The sequence below is a fragment of the Pseudomonas sp. JAI120 genome (assembly GCF_014207255.1).
Classification (GTDB): domain Bacteria; phylum Pseudomonadota; class Gammaproteobacteria; order Pseudomonadales; family Pseudomonadaceae; genus Aquipseudomonas.
Map to the genome: position 1 here is coordinate 274,546 of NZ_JACHCZ010000004.1, position 17,444 is coordinate 291,989.

The following is a 17,444-nucleotide window of genomic DNA, read 5'->3' on the forward strand; positions in this document are numbered from 1 at the left end:
ATGTCTTCCTTGCTACGCGCTACGCTGATCACCCTGGCCCTGCTGACCACCGCCGGCTGTACCAGCAAACCGGTCCTCAACACCCAGCACGACCTGCCGGCCGATGCCCAGGTCAGTGAAGAGAAAATGAAAACGGTGATCGTCAACGCCCTGCAAAAACGCGAGTGGACGGTGCAACGCCTGAGCCCGCAGCTGGTGCAGGCCGAGATCACCGTGCGCAACCAGTACTACGCGGCCATCGACATCCGCTACACCCGCAACAGCTACGCCATCACCTACCGCGACAGCCGCCAGCTGGGCTACAAGGACGGCAAGATCCATCGCAACTACAACCGTTGGGTGAACAATCTGGACAGCGACATCATGGCGGGATTGCGCAGCAATGGCGTGAGTGGTGAGGCAGGGTCGGCGGCGCAGTTGTTCGAGCAGACGGGCACCTCAAAGTAAAACCAAAGCCAGGCATAACCTCTGTGGCGAGCGGGCTTGTCGAATCGTCGCACCGCCCGCGTTGGGCTGCGTAGCAGCCCCATTAAGATCACCGCGTTTTTCAGGCAGATCACAGCGTCAGATTTGGGGCTGCTGCGCAGCCCAACGCGGGGCAAGCCCGCTCGCCACCAATAACTCCACAAACGCCTTCGCCATCGGCGTTTGTGCGCCTTTGCGCTGCACCAGCCATACCGCCGTCACCGCCTCCTGATCCAGCAAGGTGCGATAGACCACACCATCGATCCGTATCCGTTGATAGGACGCCGGCAACACCGACACGCCCAAGCCCGCCGCCACCAAACCGATAATGGTCATCGCCTCCCCCGCTTCCTGGGCGAAGTGCGGGCTGAAGCCGGCATCGCGGGCCAGGTTCAGCAGTTGGGCATACAGGCCACTGCCGTAAGTGCGCGGGAAAAACACAAACGGCTCCTGCGCCAGTTGCGCCAAGTGCAGGCCGCTCTCGCTGCCCTCCACCAACGGATGACCGGCATTCAACACAGCGACCAGCGGTTCACGCATCAGCTCGATGACGGTCAATGAATCCGGCAACGGCAACGGGCGCATCAGCCCAACCTGAATCGACTCATCCACCAGCGATTCGGCCACTTCGGTGCTGCTCATTTCCTGCAGGTTCAGGTGCACGGCCGGGAAGGCCTGGCGAAACGCAAAGATCGCCTGCGGGATGCTGGAGTTGAACGGCGCCGACGAGGTGAAGCCGATCTTCAACTCGCCCAGTTCACCCAACTGTGCACGGCGGGCCACATCCGCCGCCTTGTCGACCTGGGCCAGTACCAGCCGCGCCTCGTGCAGGAACAGGCGCCCGGCCTCGCTCAGCTCGACCCGACGATTGGTACGCTCGAATAACCGAGCGCCCACCTCCTGCTCCAGCGCCTGGATCTGCTGGCTCAGCGGCGGTTGCGAGATGCCCAGCACCTGCGCGGCGCGGCCGAAGTGCAGCTCTTCGGCAACGGCGATGAAGTACCGCAGGTGACGTAATTCCATACCAGCCTCATTAGGTCGTAAAAGCTATCAAACAGGTCGAACAATATATTGGAAAGAATCATTAGCCAGCTATATTCTTTTTCACATTGCCGGTCCTGGCACGCCCTTCCTCCCCGAGGTCCCCGTGAAATCTGCTGTCGCTCCATACGCTCAAGAAGTCCCACCCACCGCACTGGATGAGGTAGTGGCCCAGCTTAACGACGCGTATATCGAAAAAGGCACGCCGATGTTCATGCGCACGGTGCTGGCATTGTTCTCCGGCGGTTTCGCCACGTTCGCCCTGCTGTATTGCGTGCAACCGATGATGCCGGCACTGTCCCACGAGTTCTCGATCAATGCGGCGCAGAGCAGTCTGATCCTGTCGGTGTCCACGGCGATGCTGGCGCTGGGTCTACTGATTACCGGGCCGATTTCCGACACCCTGGGGCGCAAGCCGGTGATGGTCGCCGCGTTGTTCTGCGCCGCGCTGGCGACCATTGCCAGTGGCTTGATGCCGTCCTGGGAAGGGATCCTGCTGATGCGTGCGCTGGTGGGCCTGTCCTTAAGCGGCCTGGCTGCCGTGGCGATGACTTACCTGAGCGAAGAGATCCACCCCCAGCACATCGGCCTGGCCATGGGCCTGTACATCGGCGGCAACGCCATCGGGGGCATGAGCGGGCGCCTGATCATCGGCGTACTGATCGACTTCGTCAGCTGGCACACCGCAATGCTGATCATCGGCGCCCTGGCGCTGATTGCCGCCACGGTGTTCTGGAAGATCCTTCCCGAATCGCGCAACTTCCGCGCCAGCAGCCTCAAGCCGCGCAGCCTGGTAGATGGCTTCGTCATGCACTTCAAGGACGCCGGCCTGCCGTGGCTGTTCCTTGAAGCCTTCCTGCTGATGGGCGCGTTCGTGACGATGTTCAACTACATCGGCTATCGCCTGCTGGCGGACCCGTACGATCTGAGCCAGGCCGTGGTGGGCCTGCTGTCACTGGTGTACCTCTCGGGCATCTACAGCTCGGCGAAAGTCGGCTCCCTGGCCGACCGCCTCGGCCGCCGCCGCGTGCTGTGGGCCACCATTGTGCTGATGCTCGCCGGCATGGCCCTGACTCTGTTCACCCCGCTGTGGCTGGTGGTGCCGGGCATGCTGATCTTCACCTTCGGCTTCTTTGGCGCCCACTCGGTGGCCAGCAGCTGGATCGGGCGCCGCGCAGTGAAAGCCAAGGGGCAGGCGTCGTCGCTGTATCTGTTTTGCTATTATGTGGGATCGAGCATCGCCGGCACCGCGGGCGGGTTCTTCTGGCACTTCGGTGGATGGAACGGCATCGGCGCTTTTATCGTGGCGCTGTTGATAGGTGCGTTGCTGGTGGCGTTGAAGCTGGCGAAGTTGCCACCGTTGGGGCGAACAGCAGCTTGAAGTACTGCTGAAAAAACCGCTTCACAGCGTTTTTTTCGCAACAGGCTTGCGCTTCATCCGTTGACCTCAAACAAAAACGCCCGGCATAAGCCGGGCGTTTTTTATTGGGCTGCAATTACTCGTGATACTGCGCCGACAACTCATGCACCGCACGCAGGAACGCGCCGGCATGCTCCGGGTTCACTTCCGGAGTGATGCCATGGCCGAGGTTGAACACGTGGCCGCTGCCTTTGCCGTAGCTGGCCAGGATGCGACCGACTTCGGTGCGGATCGCTTCCGGCTTTGCGTACAGCACGGTCGGGTCCATGTTGCCTTGCAGCGCGACCTTGTCACCGACACGACGACGGGCGTCGCCAATGTCACAGGTCCAGTCCAGGCCCAATGCATCTGCGCCAGCATCGGCGATGCTTTCCAGCCACAGGCCACCGCCCTTGGTGAACATGATGACCGGCACTTTACGGCCTTCGTGTTCACGGATCAGGCCGCTGACGATCTTGCGCATGTAGGCCAGGGAGAACTCCTGGTACGCCGCCGCCGACAGGTTGCCGCCCCAGGTATCGAAGATCTGTACGGCTTGCGCACCGGCCATGATCTGCCCGTTGAGGTAGGACGTGACCGACTGGGCCAGCTTGTCCAGCAACAGGTGCATGGCCTGCGGGTTGTCGTAGAGCATGGCCTTGGTCTTGCGGAAGTCTTTCGACGAGCCGCCTTCGACCATGTAGGTGGCCAGGGTCCATGGGCTGCCGGAGAAGCCGATCAGCGGCACGCGGCCGTTCAGCTCGCGGCGGATGGTGCTCACGGCGTCCATCACGTAGCCGAGGTCTTTGTGTGGATCGGGGATCGGCAGGGCTTCGATATCGGCCAGGGTGCTGACGACTTTCTTGAAACGCGGGCCTTCGCCGGTCTCGAAGTACAGGCCTTGGCCCATGGCGTCAGGGATGGTGAGGATGTCGGAGAAGAGGATGGCCGCGTCCAGTTGAGGGTAGCGGTCCAGTGGCTGCATCGTGACTTCGCAGGCGAACTCCGGGTTCATGCACAGGCTCATGAAGTCACCGGCGTGGGCGCGACTGGCGCGGTATTCCGGCAGGTAGCGACCGGCTTGACGCATCATCCACACGGGGGTGACGTCCACGGGTTGCTTGAGCAGGGCACGAAGGAAACGGTCGTTCTTGAGGGCAGTCATGTCGGCATCCGCAAAAAAAGTGCGGGCATTTTCTCAGAGCGCGACGCAAAAGGCACGGCAAGAGCGGTGCCTTTTGTCTATCGGGTTGATTTACGACAATATCTTGAACCTGCGCAAATCAAATGTGGGAGGGGGCTTGCCCCCGATTGCAGTGTGTCAGTCTCAGAATCTGTCACTGAACCACCGCTATCGGGGGCAAGCCCCCTCCCACATTTTGAGCCCATTTCAACCTGGGATCAGGGTTAGACGTTCAGGTAGTCCAGGATCCCTTCGGCGGCATTGCGGCCTTCGAAGATCGCCGTCACCACCAGGTCAGACCCGCGCACCATGTCGCCACCGGCGAAGATTTTCGGGTTGCTGGTCTGGTGCTTGTACTGGCCTTGTTCCGGGGCCACGACACGGCCCTGGCTGTCGGTCTGGATCTCGAACTGCTCGAACCACGGCGCCGGGCTTGGACGGAAACCGAAGGCGATGACCACGGCGTCGGCCGGGATGATCTCTTCGGAGCCCGGGATCGGCTCGGGGCTGCGACGGCCACGGGCGTCCGGTTCGCCGAGACGGGTCTCGACCACCTTCACGCCTTCGACGCGGTCTTCGCCAACGATGGCGATCGGCTGGCGGTTGTAGAGGAACTTCACGCCTTCTTCCTTGGCGTTCTTCACCTCTTTGCGCGAACCGGGCATGTTGGCTTCGTCACGACGATACGCACAGGTCACCGACTTGGCGCCCTGGCGGATCGAGGTACGGTTGCAGTCCATCGCGGTGTCGCCACCGCCGAGTACCACGACCTTCTTGCCTTTCATGTCGACGAAGTCTTCCGGCGACTTTTCAAAGCCCAGGTTGCGGTTGACGTTGGCAATCAGGAAATCCAGCGCGTCATATACGCCCGGCAGGTCTTCACCGGCAAAGCCACCCTTCATGTAGGTGTAGGTGCCCATGCCCATGAACACGGCATCGTATTCGGCGAGCAGTTGCTCCATGGTCACGTCTTTGCCGATTTCGGTGTTCAGGCGGAACTCGATGCCCATGCCGGTGAACACTTCACGACGGTTGCTCAGTACGGTTTTTTCCAGCTTGAACTCGGGGATGCCGAAGGTCAGCAGGCCGCCGATTTCCGGGTTCTTGTCGAACACCACCGGGGTCACGCCACCACGCACCAGCACGTCGGCACAGCCCAGGCCCGCCGGGCCCGCACCGATGATCGCCACACGCTTGCCGGTCGGCTTGACCTTGGACATGTCCGGACGCCAGCCCATGGCGAACGCGGTGTCGGTGATGTACTTCTCCACCGAACCGATGGTCACCGCGCCGAAGCCGTCGTTAAGGGTGCACGCGCCCTCGCACAGACGGTCCTGCGGGCACACCCGGCCGCAGACTTCCGGCAGGGTGTTGGTCTGGTGCGACAGCTCAGCGGCGGCGAGGATGTTGCCCTCGGCCACCAGCTTGAGCCAGTTGGGAATGAAGTTGTGCACCGGGCACTTCCATTCGCAATACGGGTTACCGCAACCCAGGCAGCGGTGGGCCTGATCGGCCGAATGCTGGGGTTTGAAGGGCTCGTAGATTTCCACGAACTCTTTCTTGCGTTGACGCAACAGTTTCTTCTTCGGATCTTTGCGCCCGACATCGATGAACTGGAAGTCGTTATTCAGACGTTCAGCCATGTTAAAACCTCATCAAACTCTTCAGGCGCATATCACTGCGGGTTGGCACGGATGCTGGAAAGCAACGATTTCAGGTTGGCAGCCTTGGGCTTGACCAGCCAGAAACGACGCAGGTAATCATCGAGGTTTTCGGCGAGGTTACGACCCCATTCGCTGCCGGTCTCCTCGACGTACTCGTCCAGCACGTGCTGCAAGTGGTTCCGGTAGGACTCCATGGCTTCGCCGCTGATCCGCTGGATCTCGACCAACTCGTGGTTGACCCGGTCGACGAAGGTGTTGTCCTGGTCGAGCACGTAGGCGAAACCGCCGGTCATGCCCGAACCGAAGTTGTAACCGGTCTTGCCCAATACCGCGACAAAGCCCCCGGTCATGTACTCGCAGCAGTGATCGCCAGTGCCTTCCACCACGGTGTGGGCACCGGAGTTACGCACGGCGAAACGCTCACCGGCCGTACCCGCGGCGAACAGCTTGCCACCGGTGGCGCCGTACAAGCAGGTGTTGCCGATGATGGCACTGTCCTGGGTCTTGTAGACGCTGCCCTTGGGCGGAACGATGACCAGCTTGCCGCCGGTCATGCCCTTGCCTACGTAGTCGTTGGCGTCGCCTTCCAGGTACATGTGCAGGCCGCCGGCGTTCCAGACGCCGAAGCTCTGGCCCGCAGTGCCTTTGAAGCGGAAGGTGATTGGCGCCTTCGCCATGCCCTGGTTGCCGTGCTTGCGTGCGATTTCGCCGGAGATGCGTGCGCCGATGGAACGGTCGCAGTTGCAGATATCCAGGGCGAATTCGCCACCGCTGGCGTCGTTGATCGAGGAACCGGCCATTTCGACCATTCTCTCGGCCAGCAGGCCTTTGTCGAACGGCGGGTTGCGATCCACCTGGCAGAATTGTGGCTTGTCTGCCGGGATGTGATCGCTGCCCAACAATGGCGTCAGGTCCAGGTGCTGTTGCTTGGCGGTCTGGCCTTCGAGGATGTCCAGCAGATCGGTGCGACCGATCAGCTCCTCCAACGAACGCACGCCCAGCTTGGCCAGCCACTCACGGGTTTCTTCGGCGACGTAGGTGAAGAAATTCACCACCATGTCGACGGTGCCGATGTAGTGATCCTTGCGCAGCTTCTCGTTCTGAGTCGCGACGCCGGTAGCGCAGTTGTTCAGGTGGCAGATGCGCAGGTATTTGCAGCCCAGGGCGATCATCGGCGCGGTGCCGAAACCGAAGCTCTCGGCGCCGAGGATGGCGGCCTTGATCACGTCGAGGCCGGTCTTCAGGCCGCCGTCGGTCTGCACCCGCACTTTGCCGCGCAGGTCGTTGCCGCGCAAAGTCTGGTGGGTTTCCGCCAGGCCCAGTTCCCACGGCGCGCCGGCGTACTTGATCGAGGTCAGCGGCGATGCGCCAGTGCCGCCGTCGTAGCCGGAGATGGTGATCAGGTCGGCATAGGCCTTGGCCACGCCGGCGGCGATGGTGCCCACGCCCGCTTCTGCTACCAGTTTCACCGAGACCAGGGCCTGCGGGTTGACTTGTTTCAGGTCGAAAATCAGCTGCGACAAATCTTCAATCGAGTAGATGTCGTGGTGCGGCGGTGGCGAAATCAGGGTCACGCCGGGTACCGCATAACGCAGCTTGGCGATCAGACCGTTGACCTTGCCGCCCGGCAGCTGGCCGCCCTCACCGGGCTTGGCGCCCTGGGCAACCTTGATCTGCAGCACTTCGGCGTTGACCAGGTATTCCGGGGTCACGCCGAAACGGCCAGTGGCAACCTGCTTGATTTTCGAGCTCTTGATGGTGCCGTAGCGCGCCGGGTCTTCACCGCCTTCGCCGGAGTTGGAACGCGCACCCAGGCGGTTCATGGCTTCGGCCAGGGCTTCGTGGGCCTCAGGCGACAAGGCGCCCAGGGAAATACCGGCAGAGTCGAAGCGCTTGAGGATCGATTCCAGCGGTTCGATTTCGCTGATGGCCAACGGCGTGTCCAGGGTCTTCACCTTGAGCAGGTCACGGATCATCGACACCGGGCGGTTATCCACCAGCGCGGTGTATTCCTTGAACTTGGCGTAGTCGCCCTGCTGCACGGCGGCTTGCAGGGTGCTCACCACGTCCGGGTTGTAGGCGTGATATTCGCCACCGTGCACGAACTTGAGCAGGCCACCTTGCTGGATCGGCTTGCGCGCGCTCCAGGCTTCGGCGGCCAGGGCTTTCTGTTCGGCTTCGATGTCGACGAAACGCGCACCCTTGATGCGGCTCGGCACGCCACGGAAGCTCAGCTCGCAAACTTCTTCCGACAGGCCGATGGCTTCGAACAGCTGCGCGCCACGGTACGAGGTGACGGTGGAGATGCCCATCTTCGACAGGATCTTCAGCAGGCCTTTGGTGATGCCCTTGCGGTAGTTCTTGAACACCTCGTAGAGGTCGCCCAGTACTTCACCGGTACGGATCAGGTCACCCAGCACTTCATAGGCGAGGAACGGGTACACCGCCGAGGCGCCGAAGCCGATCAACACCGCAAAGTGGTGCGGGTCGCGGGCGGTGGCCGTTTCCACGAGGATGTTGGAATCGCAGCGCAGGCCTTTTTCGGTCAGGCGGTGATGCACCGCGCCGGTGGCCAGCGAAGCGTGGATCGGCAACTTGCCTGGAGCGATATGACGGTCGGTCAGCACGATCTGGGTACGACCGGCGCGCACGGCTTCTTCGGCCTGGTCGGCGACGTTGCGCACAGCGGCTTCAAGGCCGAGGCTCTCGTCGTAGTTCAGGTCGATGATCTGGCGGTCGAAACCCGGGCGCTCCAGGGTCATCAGCGAACGCCACTTGGCCGGAGACACGACCGGCGAGCTGAGGATCACGCGGGAGGCATGCTCAGGCGACTCCTGGAAGATGTTGCGCTCGGCACCGAGGCAGACTTCCAGGGACATCACGATGGCTTCGCGCAGCGGGTCGATCGGTGGGTTGGTCACCTGGGCGAACTGCTGGCGGAAATAGTCGTACGGCGTACGCACGCGCTGGGACAGCACGGCCATCGGCGTGTCGTCGCCCATGGAACCGACGGCCTCGTAGCCTTGCTCGCCGAGTGGACGCAGCACCTGGTCGCGCTCTTCGAACGTGACCTGGTACATCTTCATGTACTGCTTGAGTTGGTCGATGTCGTAGAAAGCCGAACCGTGGTCGTTGTCTTCCATGGTCGCCTGGATGCGCAGGGCGTTCTTGCGCAGCCATTGCTTGTACGGGTGACGGGACTTCAAGCGGTTGTCGATCGCATCGGTGTCGAGGATCTGCCCGGTTTCGGTGTCGACGGCGAGGATCTGGCCAGGGCCTACGCGGCCCTTGGCGATCACGTCTTCAGGCTTGTAGTCCCACACGCCGATTTCCGACGCCAGGGTGATGAAACCGTTGGTGGTGGTGACCCAACGTGCCGGGCGCAGACCGTTACGGTCGAGCAGGCACACCGCGTAGCGACCGTCGGTCATGACCACGCCGGCCGGGCCGTCCCACGGTTCCATATGCATCGAGTTGTACTCATAGAACGCCCGCAGATCGGGGTCCATGGTCTCGACGTTCTGCCACGCAGGCGGAATGATCATGCGCACGCCACGGAACAGGTCGATGCCGCCGGTGACCATCAGTTCGAGCATGTTGTCCATGCTGGAGGAGTCGGAACCCACGCGGTTGACCAACGGGCCGAGCTCTTCCAGGTCCATCAAATCGTTGGCGAACTTGGTGCGACGGGCCACGGCCCAGTTGCGGTTGCCGGTGATGGTGTTGATCTCGCCGTTGTGGGCGAGGAAGCGGAATGGCTGGGCCAGCGGCCATTTCGGCAAGGTGTTGGTGGAGAAGCGCTGGTGGAACACGCAAATGGCGGTTTGCAGGCGCTCATCGCTCAGGTCTGGATAGAAGGCGGTCAAGTCCGCCGGCATCATCAGGCCTTTATAAATGATGGTCTTGTGGGAAAAGCTGCAGATGTAGTGGTCTGCATCCGCCGCGTTGGACACGGACGAGCGACGACGGGACGTGAACAGCTTGATCGCCATGTCCTGGTCGCTCAGGCCGTCGCCTGCGATGAACACTTGTTCGATCTGCGGCAGGCGCTCCAGGGCCAGGCGGCCGAGCACGCTGGTGTCGATCGGCACTTTGCGCCAGCCGACCAGTTGCAGGCCGGCAGCGACGATCTCGCGGTTCATGTTCTCGCGAGCGGCTTCGGCTTTGACCGGGTCCTGGTTGAAAAACACCATGCCCACGGCGTACTGCTTGGGCAGGTCGACAGCGAAATGCTCTTTGGCGACTGCGCGCAGGAACTGGTCGGGCTTTTGAATCAGCAAGCCGCAACCGTCACCGGTCTTGCCGTCGGCGTTGATCCCACCGCGGTGGGTCATGCAGGTCAGGGCCTCGATGGCCGTTTGCAAAAGGGTATGACTGGGCTCGCCCTGCATATGGGCTATCAGGCCGAAACCGCAGTTATCCTTGAATTCATCGGGTTGGTACAGACCTGCTTTCATAGACACTTTCTCACCAGGCTGCCTCTTATATCGAGGCAAATTTCTTTTCAATTCAACCGGTTACCTTCCACGCCGAACGTACGCCGACTTAGCGGGGGCAAAAGGGAGGTCATTGTACACACCGACACAGACGCTCACAAATTTAGCGACGAAATGTCGCAAATCTATGTCGCATTTATGAAAGGTTTAAAGCGATATGCTGTGCTAGTCAAAACTTTTTTAATTCTGACCGCTACGACTCAAAAGCTACTGTAACGCAGACACCACAAAGCGCGCGGCCTGGAGGGGCTGCACGCCTTGCGATCTTTTTTGAGGTGCCGGGAGGGCGACCTGGGTAAGGCCGCCGGATCTTCAGCGAGTTGCTGCCAGTTCTTGTTGAACGCTGGCGACAGTGCGAGGCCAAGGTTTACCAGCCTGAACCTTCGCTGGCAAGGCTTTGATGGCGGAATCAGCTGCGGCACGGCTTGGGAAGCTGCCGTAGGTGATCACGTAGAGAGGCTTGCCGTTGAGCACTTTCTTGAAATAACGGTATTCGCCGCCCTGCTCTTTCACGAACGCCTGAGCGTTGGCTTCGGAGCTGGTGCCGAGGATCTGCACGACGAAGTTGCCGGTGGGCTGGCTGCTGTACCAGCTGCTGCCGGCAGCGCCAGCCTTGGCAACGGTGGCGACTGGTTTTTCAGCCGGCTTGGCGGCTGGCGCTGGAGCGGGCTTGGCCACTGGCGCCGCAGGCTTGGCGGTGGCAACGGTCGGTGCCGGGGTCGGCTTGGCGGCTGGCGCAACAGGAGTTGCTGGCGTACCTGCGGGGACGCCGGCAGGTGGCGCAGTAGTCGTCACGGTCGGCGGTGTGGCACTGGAGCCTTCCACCGGCACGCCGTCGTCGCCTTCGGAGATACCACCGGCTTCTTCGGCGAGCGGGCCGCGCATCACTGGCTGGCCGACCATCGGCAGATTGGTCGGTTGACCGGAGTTCGCGAATTCAACGTTTGGCGTGGGCTTGCCCAGTGGCAACTGCGCCTGTTCGGTTGGCGCGCCCGCAGTGGTCGGTGCCTTGCTGCGACCCGGAATCAACCAGGCAGCGGCTACAGCGACCACGACAACGGCGGAAATTGCCAATACGTGCTTCTTAGGCATAGTGAACCCCATCTTTGGACGCTTGACCGCAGAGCGGCTGGCAATCATGGCTTCGATCATGGCATCGCGGGCGACCTGGTTGATGGTGCCAGGCCAGCCGTCGGAGCTTTCGTGAATATCAGAGATCTGCGCAGCGGAGAAAAGTTCGATGCCCTGCCCTGCGCCTTCCAGGCGCTGGGCCAGGTATTCGCGAGTTTCTTCCTCTTCGTACGGCTGCAGTTCGATGACGTGGAACAGCTCCTGATCACCGCTGATCTGCTCCAGATCGGCGATCAACGACGATTCACCGAACAGGAACACATGGGGGCGACCTTCCGGCGTGCCCGCCGCCAGCGCCAGCAGCGCTTCCAGGGCGGATTCGTCGAGCTGCTCGGCGTCATCCACCAGCAGGTAGACTTCCTGGCCGGTCAGACCCAGTTGCACCACCTGCTTGAGGATCGCATTCGGCTCGGCAGTGGCGACATCCAGCGCCTGGGCTACCTGGCGCAGCACGCCCGCCGCATCACCGGCACCACGGGCAGACACCACCACGCTCTGTACGGACTGTTTGTTGGTGCTGGCCACCAGGGCCTGGCGCAGCAAGGTCTTGCCGCTGCCCAGCGGGCCCGTGACGACCAGCAGCAGTTGGCTGTAGCGCGCGAGATGGTGCAGTTGCCCCAGCACCGGCTTGCGCTGGGCCGGGAAAAATTTGAAACCAGGCACCCGTGGAGCAAAAGGGTCGTGGCTTAACTGGTAATGGCCGAGGAACGCCTCGTCGGCATGCAAACTAGTCATCGGGATCTTATTAACCTTTCAGCTGAGCCAGGGCGCGGTAATCCGCTCCCAGCGTGGCCTGTAAAATCTCTTTCGGATAATCGTCGGTCACTACCGCTTCGCCCATATGGCGCAACAGCACCAGTCGCAGTCGACCGTCGATCACTTTCTTGTCTATTGCCATATGTTCGAGGAAGTCCGCCTCGGTCATCTCTTCCGGCGGGATAACCGGCAAACCGGCACGCTGGAACAGGCGGATACCGCGATCCCGCTCCTGGGCGCTGATCCAACCCAGACGTTGCGACATTTCCAATGCCATCACTGTGCCAGCCGCTACGGCCTCCCCATGCAACCACACACCATAGCCCATGTGCGTTTCGATCGCATGGCCGAAGGTGTGGCCCAGGTTCAAGGTGGCCCGTACACCGGACTCTCGTTCGTCGGCATTCACCACCAACGCCTTGGCGGCGCAGGAGCGGGAAATCGCCTCGGTGAGCGCCACCTGGTCGAGTGCGCGCAGGGCGTCCACATGCTCTTCCAGCCAGGTCAGGAAGGGTTCGTCGCAGATCAACCCGTACTTGATGACTTCCGCCAGCCCCGCCGAGAGTTCGCGCGGTGGCAAGGTGTTGAGGGTTGCGGTGTCGATCAGCACGGCCTGAGGCTGGTAGAACGCGCCGACCATGTTCTTGCCCAGCGGGTGGTTGATGCCGGTCTTGCCGCCCACCGACGAATCGACCTGGGACAACAGGGTGGTCGGCACCTGGATAAAGTCCACGCCGCGCTGGTAACAGGCCGCTGCAAAGCCGGCCATGTCGCCGATCACACCGCCGCCCAGAGCAATCACGGTGGTTCGGCGGTCATGGCGCGCGGTCAGCAGGCCATCAAAGATCAGTTGCAGGGTTTCCCAGTTCTTGTGGGCTTCGCCATCGGGCAATATCACGGAGATCACTGAGTACGCCGCCAGGCTGCGGCTCAGACGCTCAAGATACAGTGGCGCGACCGTTTCATTGGAGATGATTGCCACTTGCCGCCCGGCAATATGCGGTGCCAGCAATTCAGGCTGGTCCAGCAGACCTTCGCCAATATGGATCGGGTAGCTGCGCTCGCCTAGATCGACCTTAAGTGTCTGCATGTGTCCCCGCGTTGAAGATGTATTGACGACCGGTAACGTCGATATCTGACGCCGCCTGATGGCTCTACGCCACACCCCGCAGGGTGATAGCGCGCCGCCGAGAATAGCGCATTTCGGGCCTGGCTTTAACGGGGTGGCAGCCGTTGCAGGCGCTCAAGAATGTCGAGAACCACCATCCGAGGCGGCCGTTCATCGGTTTCCACCACCAGATCGGCGATTTCCCGATACAGGGGATCGCGCAGCGCGAGCAGGTCCCGCAAGGTTTTTTCCGGGTTCGCCGTGCGCAGCAAAGGACGATTGCGATCGCGGGCGGTACGACCCACCTGCTGCTCGACCGACGCATGCAGATAGACCACCCGACCACCGGCATGCAGCGCCCGCCGATTTTCATCGCGCATTACCGCACCGCCGCCGGTGGCCAATACCACGCCGTCACAGCCACACAGCTCGGCAATCATCGCCTGCTCGCGGTCGCGAAAGCCCAGCTCGCCTTCCTTATCGAAGATCCATGGGATATTGGCACCCGTGCGCAATTCAATTTCCTTGTCGGAATCTTTGAATGGCAGGCGCAGCTCTTTGGCCAGCAATCGGCCGATGGTGCTTTTTCCAGCCCCCATCGGTCCTACAAGAATCAAATTTCGCACAGAATCAACGACTCACAGCAATCGCCTGGTTATTCATAATACGCGGAGTCAGGAATACCAGCAGCTCGGATTTTTTCTCCGCCAGCACATCGCGCCGGAAAAGGCGGCCAAGATACGGTACATCGCCCAAAAATGGCACTTTATCTACCACTTTGCTTTGAGTATTGGAGAAAACCCCGCCGATGACGATGGTCTCGCCATCCTTGACCAGCACCTTGGCATTCACCTCGTTTTTCTTGATCGGCGGTACGTCGTTGAGTTTATTGAGATAGTCGGGCTCATCCTTGGTGACCTTGACCACCATGATCACATGGTCATCGGGGGTGATTTGCGGCGTGACCTCCAATGACAGGGAAGCCTCCTTGAACGACACCGACGTAGCCCCTTGGGAGGTGGATTCCTGATAGGGAATTTCGGTGCCCTTTAGAATGCGCGCGGTTTCCTTGTCGGAAGTGACCACCTTGGGCTGCGAAACGATTTCGCCATTGCCGGTTTTCTCCATGGCGGTCAGTTCCAGGTCCAGCAGGAGGTTATCGGTGATGAAGGCGATGCCCAGGCCCGACGTTCCCGTGAGCGAACCCAGGTCGACAAATGGCGAGCTGGGCACGTTTTCCGGCGCCTGGGCGCCGTCCGGCAAAGGTTTCTGGATACCTCCAGCCGCCCAATCCCCTCGATTGAGCCGCCCACCCCAACGCGCGCCCAGGTTTTTGTCGTAGTCGACGTTGGCCTCGACAATCCGTGCTTCGATCATCACCTGGCGCACCGGCACATCCAGTTGCGCCACGATCCGCCGCAACTCTTCCAGGCGCTCGCCGGTCTGGTAGGCAATGATGTTATTGGTGCGGTCATCCACTGCCACTGAACCACGCTCATCGGTCGTGCCTTCAAAGCCGCTCACCGACTGAAACAGCTTGGCCAGGTCTGCCGCCTTGGCGTAGTTGACTTGCAGTAGCTCACGGCGCAGCGGCGCCAGGTCGGCCATCTGCTTGCGCGATTCCAGCGTCAGCAGCTCGCGAGCGGCCAGCTCCTCGGCAGGCGCCACCAGCAGGACGCCGGCCTTTATCCGCTTATCCAAGCCCTTGGTTTGCAGCACCAGGTCCAGCGCCTGATCCCAGGGCACGCCTTTGAGCCGTAGGGTGATAGAGCCCTGCACGTCATCGCCGACCACCAGATTGAGGCCTGCCACGTCGGCGATTTGCTGCAAGGCAGCGCGCAGCCCGATGTCCTGGAAGTTGAGGTTCAATTTGTCACCGCTATAGGCACCGGACACCGCGCTGCCGGGAGGCGGTAACTGGATCAGGTCCACGCGGTTGGGCACAGCTGCAGCCATCGGTGCCGTGAACGCTATCCATAGCGCCACACCGAAGGACGAGAAAGTCCTTTTCATTGTTTGGTTCCGTTATGAGTTGACGTTTAGCACGAGGGTTCGAGGGCGCTCCAGCCATGCGCCCTGTTCATCGGGAAATAACTCGACCAGTTCGATATGGCCCTCATGAATCGCTGTGACTCGACCATGATCCGGCCCCACATAGTCGCCGACTGCCAGGCGATGCACGGTTGAGGCTTGGCGCAGCAAGGCGAAGGTCTGCGCCCCACGGGACAACGTGCCGACCATCTCGAACTGATCCACTGGGAGGCCTTCCAAGGCTTCGCGCGGTCGAGCGAGGTCCGGCGCAGCGGCCGTCCGCCCTGGCGCGCGGTCGACTTGCAGGGCAATGGGTTGGAACGGATCACGAATACCGGAGGCGCCGTATACAAAGGATTGCCCTTGCATGACAGCCGTGTCCCGCTTGATGCCTTGTCGCTCATGCCAATAAGTCTTGGCCAGCAGATCAAGGTGCAGCAGTTTGCCGTCACGTCGCATGGCAATATCGTGCGCCGTGGCGATTCGCGAAAGGCTACCCAGGGCACTCACAAACGTCGCCAGGTCGTGATAGGTACCGGTGGCGCCGATGCGAACGGGCTGTTCGTGATAGAACGGCCGAGACAGCTTATCCAACGGAGTGACGCTCTCAATCAACAAACCGTTGGCCAGCGCCATCCTGGCGATGTCTTCAAGAAAGCCGGGCATTTCGGACTCTTCCGGCATTTGCTGCAAAAGCCCGCTGACCTTCTCCTGCATAAGCTGGACCTGGCGAGCCCGCCCTTCAAGATTGACAGCCAAGACGGCTTTTTCCGCGAGTTGCTGCTGCAAGCTCACTTCCTGCACCTGGACCTCACGCAAGCGCTCCCGCGACGGGCTGAGGTACACGAGGTCGCCCACCAGCAGCACCACGCCGGCCAACGCGCAGCCCAGTAAGATCTTGCCGGGTAAGGGCCATTTGGCAGCAGTGTGAGTCAGCGCGGAAAATTCGAGCCAGGGCCGGCTCATGGCTGGGCCTCGGACGATTCGCCCTGGCGCACCATCAACTGGAATTCATTATTGCCGCGAGTGCCGTCGGTTCGTACGTGTTGCAGGCGAGTGGCGTGGGCACCCTCGGATGCCTCCAGGCGACGCATCAACTGGGCAATATCCTGGCTGGATTCAGCACTGCCGCTGATACTCACCGTATCGCCTTTCGCCACGACCTCATGCAAATGCACACCGTCAGGCACCGCACGGGCCAACTGATCCAGCAGTTGTGCACCGGCCGAGCGATTATCGTGCAGGTCTTGCACGACTTTCATACGCTCCTCCAATTGCTGGCTTTGCACCTGGAGGTCGTCAATGGTCTTGATACGCGAGTCCAGGACGCCGACGTCCTTACGCACATGATCGTTTCGCGTCACCTGCCGGTCGATCGCCTGGTCGATCACCTGATCTGCCAGCCACACCGTCCCGAGCGCCACGCAGGCAAACGCCACCAGCAGCATCAGGAAATATTTACGCCGCCGTTCAGCCAGCGCCTGGCGCCAAGGCAAAAGATTGATTCGTGTCATCCAGCGAAACTCCTCAGGGCCAACCCGCAAGCGACTCCCATCCCAGGGGCGTCCACGATCCACTGTGCACCATCGACTCGATGGCCCGGCGTAAAGCTGGAGAAATCCTGACGGCAAGCGCGCGCCAATGCAAACCCTTCGACATCCACCACCCTGGGCACCAGCCCCGCCAAGGCCAAAACGGCTTCACGGACCTCGACGTGTTCCTTGGGACACGCCGCCAGCAACACCTCGACCCGCGCGGGATCCTGTGTCGACGGCCCCTGAACCTGAAAGTCCAGCGCCACCTCGTCCAGCGGGTAGGGAATATATTGATCTGCCTCCATCTGCACCCTCCAGGCCATTTCGTCGTCGCCAAGCCCCGCCTGCATTTCAATTACCTGTGTAATGACCGATGGACCGGAAACGGCGACTGCCGCCTGCCTGGTTGACGTCCGCAGCCGGGACAGTGCCATGTACAGCGCATGGCCTATGCCTTCCAGGTCCAGCCAGACGCCGTCGGCTACCGCCTGGGCCGGCAGCGCCTGTGTGGCGTAGCCCTGCACGGTGTAACGGTTGGCTGAACAGCTCAGCTCTACCAGCCTGATCCCTGCCTCATTGATGTCGACGCCAAGGACGGTGTCGACTTTTCGCCTGAAAAATCCCTTTCCCATAAA

The 17,444-nt window shown here is 61.4% G+C and carries 12 protein-coding genes and 1 pseudogene; 2 read left to right on the forward strand and 11 right to left on the reverse strand.

Annotation, left to right across the window (positions count from 1 at the left end; translation table 11 throughout):
• Positions 1-447 carry a hypothetical protein gene (locus HDC32_RS22230; RefSeq protein WP_145335927.1) on the forward strand — a complete coding sequence of 149 codons (447 nt, stop codon included), beginning with the start codon at positions 1-3 and terminating at the stop codon, positions 445-447.
• A 117-nt stretch (positions 448-564) separates the two neighbouring features.
• On the opposite strand, the gene HDC32_RS22235 is transcribed toward HDC32_RS22230, so the two are convergent.
• Positions 565-1,488: a LysR family transcriptional regulator gene (locus HDC32_RS22235; protein ID WP_167655591.1), complete on the reverse strand. Its 924-nt coding sequence runs from the start codon at positions 1,486-1,488 to the stop codon at positions 565-567.
• A gap of 172 nt (positions 1,489-1,660) precedes the next feature.
• On the opposite strand from HDC32_RS22235, the gene HDC32_RS22240 reads away from it, so the two are divergent.
• On the forward strand, positions 1,661-2,887 hold the full coding sequence (locus HDC32_RS22240) for an MFS transporter (protein ID WP_205885663.1): 1,227 nt from the start codon (positions 1,661-1,663) through the stop codon (positions 2,885-2,887).
• Positions 2,888-3,002: 115 nt separating this feature from the next.
• On the opposite strand, the gene hemE is transcribed toward HDC32_RS22240, so the two are convergent.
• The 10 genes and pseudogenes from hemE to pilM all read right to left on the reverse strand — a co-directional run bounded on the left by hemE (position 3,003) and on the right by pilM (position 17,441).
• Positions 3,003-4,070, reverse strand: coding sequence for a uroporphyrinogen decarboxylase (hemE, locus tag HDC32_RS22245; RefSeq protein ID WP_131696858.1), 1,068 nt, complete (start codon positions 4,068-4,070; stop codon positions 3,003-3,005).
• Positions 4,071-4,312: 242 nt separating this feature from the next.
• A complete protein-coding gene (locus HDC32_RS22250) occupies positions 4,313-5,731 on the reverse strand; it encodes an FAD-dependent oxidoreductase (protein WP_092489391.1) in 1,419 nt (472 codons plus the stop codon).
• 32 nt (positions 5,732-5,763) lie between these two features.
• Complete coding sequence (gene gltB, locus HDC32_RS22255) at positions 5,764-10,209, reverse strand: glutamate synthase large subunit (protein ID WP_131696859.1); 4,446 nt, start codon at positions 10,207-10,209, stop codon at positions 5,764-5,766.
• A 351-nt stretch (positions 10,210-10,560) separates the two neighbouring features.
• Positions 10,561-12,114 carry an SPOR domain-containing protein gene (locus tag HDC32_RS22260; RefSeq protein ID WP_131696860.1) on the reverse strand — a complete coding sequence of 518 codons (1,554 nt, stop codon included), beginning with the start codon at positions 12,112-12,114 and terminating at the stop codon, positions 10,561-10,563.
• A gap of 10 nt (positions 12,115-12,124) precedes the next feature.
• Entirely contained in the window at positions 12,125-13,225 is a 1,101-nt protein-coding gene (gene aroB, locus HDC32_RS22265; protein WP_122673881.1) for a 3-dehydroquinate synthase, read from the reverse strand.
• A 125-nt stretch (positions 13,226-13,350) separates the two neighbouring features.
• Positions 13,351-13,869 (reverse strand): shikimate kinase AroK, encoded by a 519-nt coding sequence (gene aroK / locus HDC32_RS22270; protein WP_003171222.1) that lies wholly within the window; start codon positions 13,867-13,869, stop codon positions 13,351-13,353.
• 4 nt (positions 13,870-13,873) lie between these two features.
• Positions 13,874-15,130, reverse strand: a pseudogene (locus HDC32_RS22275) (type IV pilus secretin PilQ); the annotation flags it as partial.
• Positions 15,131-15,268: 138 nt separating this feature from the next.
• Positions 15,269-16,240 carry a pilus assembly protein PilP gene (locus HDC32_RS22280; protein ID WP_184745466.1) on the reverse strand — a complete coding sequence of 324 codons (972 nt, stop codon included), beginning with the start codon at positions 16,238-16,240 and terminating at the stop codon, positions 15,269-15,271.
• Entirely contained in the window at positions 16,237-16,788 is a 552-nt protein-coding gene (locus HDC32_RS22285; protein WP_131696862.1) for a PilN domain-containing protein, read from the reverse strand. The genes HDC32_RS22280 and HDC32_RS22285 overlap by 4 nt, the downstream gene beginning before the upstream one ends.
• Complete coding sequence (gene pilM, locus HDC32_RS22290; protein ID WP_131697042.1) at positions 16,785-17,441, reverse strand: type IV pilus biogenesis protein PilM; 657 nt, start codon at positions 17,439-17,441, stop codon at positions 16,785-16,787. The genes HDC32_RS22285 and pilM overlap by 4 nt, the downstream gene beginning before the upstream one ends.
• Positions 17,442-17,444: the final 3 nt, after the last annotated feature.

What these genes read in the sequence shown, in the direction of transcription:
- HDC32_RS22260 (WP_131696860.1), bottom strand. Translation starts at nt 12,114, where the DNA reads ATGACTAGTTTGCATGCCGACGAGGCGTTCCTCGGCCATTACCAGTTA.
- HDC32_RS22235 (WP_167655591.1), bottom strand. Translation starts at nt 1,488, where the DNA reads ATGGAATTACGTCACCTGCGGTACTTCATCGCCGTTGCCGAAGAGCTG.
- HDC32_RS22230 (WP_145335927.1), top strand. Translation starts at nt 1, where the DNA reads ATGTCTTCCTTGCTACGCGCTACGCTGATCACCCTGGCCCTGCTGACC.
- gltB (WP_131696859.1), bottom strand. Translation starts at nt 10,209, where the DNA reads ATGAAAGCAGGTCTGTACCAACCCGATGAATTCAAGGATAACTGCGGT.
- HDC32_RS22285 (WP_131696862.1), bottom strand. Translation starts at nt 16,788, where the DNA reads ATGACACGAATCAATCTTTTGCCTTGGCGCCAGGCGCTGGCTGAACGG.
- HDC32_RS22280 (WP_184745466.1), bottom strand. Translation starts at nt 16,240, where the DNA reads ATGAGCCGGCCCTGGCTCGAATTTTCCGCGCTGACTCACACTGCTGCC.
- HDC32_RS22250 (WP_092489391.1), bottom strand. Translation starts at nt 5,731, where the DNA reads ATGGCTGAACGTCTGAATAACGACTTCCAGTTCATCGATGTCGGGCGC.
- hemE (WP_131696858.1), bottom strand. Translation starts at nt 4,070, where the DNA reads ATGACTGCCCTCAAGAACGACCGTTTCCTTCGTGCCCTGCTCAAGCAA.
- aroB (WP_122673881.1), bottom strand. Translation starts at nt 13,225, where the DNA reads ATGCAGACACTTAAGGTCGATCTAGGCGAGCGCAGCTACCCGATCCAT.
- pilM (WP_131697042.1), bottom strand. Translation starts at nt 17,441, where the DNA reads ATGGGAAAGGGATTTTTCAGGCGAAAAGTCGACACCGTCCTTGGCGTC.